We start from the raw sequence: 1840 nt of genomic DNA on the forward strand, positions 1-1840 counted from the left end.
GGACGGTCATGGCTGTACGTGTTACAGCGAAAGAAGTTCGTGTCATGGGGATGAAGCGTCCCGTAGGACCGCTGCTGTATCAGGATTTGGGCTTGAAGCCAGCCAAAGGTGTGGAAAAGATCAATAAGGCCTATCAGGTTGTATCCCAAGAGGTTTTACCGGATTATGATGCCGATGCCATCCTAGTTATTATTAGTAAAGGTGCGGATGCCCAAAAGGTATACAAGCAGCTGGAGGGAAATACAGTATGGCAAGGACTGAAGGCCGTGAAGCAGGGGCATGTCTATATGCTGGACGGACAGCCTTGGCTGGACTATTCCGCGATGGGGCACAAAATTGCTCTGGATAATGCAGAACAACTATTTTCCAAATAAGTACTAAAGTAAATTAAGCCGTATTCCCTATGCATCTTCTTGCAGTGAGGGGTACGGCTTTTCTGACGGTCACCCAAGCTTCGAATCGGATGGTTGATTGAAAAATAAAAAGGAGTTGCAACGATCCGTAATGAGGGGCAACTCCAGTGCGATAAGGTATGCTGGTTAAGAACGTTTTTTACGCAGAAAAATCGGTTTGAGTCCAATAAAGCCAATGGCTGCGAGCACTAAATTCATCCAAGGTGAGATCCTGAATACCGGCAACACACTGCGTAGCGCCAGTCCGGCGACAAGAATGATAACAACCAGTATGACATACATCAAGATGGATTTGAAATTTATCTGGGGCTTCACGGGAGCATGGTCTGGCTGCGGGTTCTCCTCGCCTTCTTCCGGGCGATTCATGAAATTCATCAATGCTTCAATCAGCAAAATAGCACCTGCGGCGATGATGATGAGGGTGGAGAAGCTAATTTTTTCAAAAGGGTGGATATCCCCGCCTGTAAAGGTGATAAACCAACCGATAATCGCCTGTGTCAAGAAAAACATGGACAAGGCAACCCATGCAATAAGCGTATAATGTTTTGCTTTATTCATTGACTTCCTCCTGCTTTATGATCGTAGATGATCGTATTCCGGGCTGATAAAATCGCCATTTTGTAACAAAGACAGTATACGTGAGGAAACGCCGGATGGCAAAAGGCTTTATCCTTTATGTATATTACCGCTGCATTCTCCTCAAACTGGATAAAGGGTGAGCACATGGAGCAACCTGAATATAAAACGTTGAGAGGATGTGGCATCATGGAACTGGAGAAACAGACAGATTATTCAGTCCAAAAACGACTGACAGGTGCTACGAACGGGAACAACGGGGTAGCCTTGCCTGCAATCGTGAGTCACCGGAGCGTTCAAGGGACATCCCCAACGTACCGTATATTGGACGACGCTGAGATGGCTGGCGATACAGAATTTGCAGGTGAACTGGGTGAACAAAGCTTCCGCAGTCTGTGGCATGAGGATCAAAATAGCGGCGCCTCTTGTAAACTGGAGTGGGAGGGACGAATCGAAACCCACCAAATGTTTAGGCACAGCTACGAGTAGCAAGTCGTCTACTTTAATGTAGAGGATACAATCAATCTAATAAGCGAGTAGTATGGCGTTCTCCGGTATCATATCGGGGAGCGCCATTTGTTTACTTCCGTATCTGTATGAACTGACAGGTTGACAAGGAAGTAGGGCGATGATAGACTGATTTTACTATAAAACTCATTAAACTTATCGGAATTAAAGTGAATAAATATCCTGTATGGATATTCCACGTTACTATAGGAGTTTAAACAATTAAATGCTGAAGTGAAGCTTGGAACAGGGGGAATCAGGATGGAACGGCAAATTGGAATTCGTTATGAAAATGAGGAACTCGCCGCAACAATTCATTATCCAAACCGTACGAATGAGGGAGA

The 1840-nt window shown here is 45.3% G+C and carries 3 protein-coding genes; 2 read left to right on the forward strand and 1 reads right to left on the reverse strand.

What is annotated here, in order from left to right; all coding sequences use genetic code 11:
• Positions 1-374: ABC transporter substrate-binding protein (locus AC5V8P_RS25395; RefSeq protein WP_495474030.1), on the forward strand; the 374-nt coding region annotated here is incomplete at its 5' end.
• Between the two features lie 165 nt (positions 375-539).
• Here the strand turns inward: AC5V8P_RS25395 and AC5V8P_RS25400 are convergent.
• Positions 540-971 carry a hypothetical protein gene (locus AC5V8P_RS25400; protein WP_064795824.1) on the reverse strand — a complete coding sequence of 144 codons (432 nt, stop codon included), beginning with the start codon at positions 969-971 and terminating at the stop codon, positions 540-542.
• 207 nt (positions 972-1178) lie between these two features.
• Between AC5V8P_RS25400 and AC5V8P_RS25405 the strand changes: the two genes are divergently transcribed.
• A complete protein-coding gene (locus tag AC5V8P_RS25405; RefSeq protein ID WP_064795884.1) occupies positions 1179-1478 on the forward strand; it encodes a hypothetical protein in 300 nt (99 codons plus the stop codon).
• Positions 1479-1840 lie beyond the last annotated feature (362 nt).

Source organism: Paenibacillus sp. N119s (assembly GCF_059447605.1).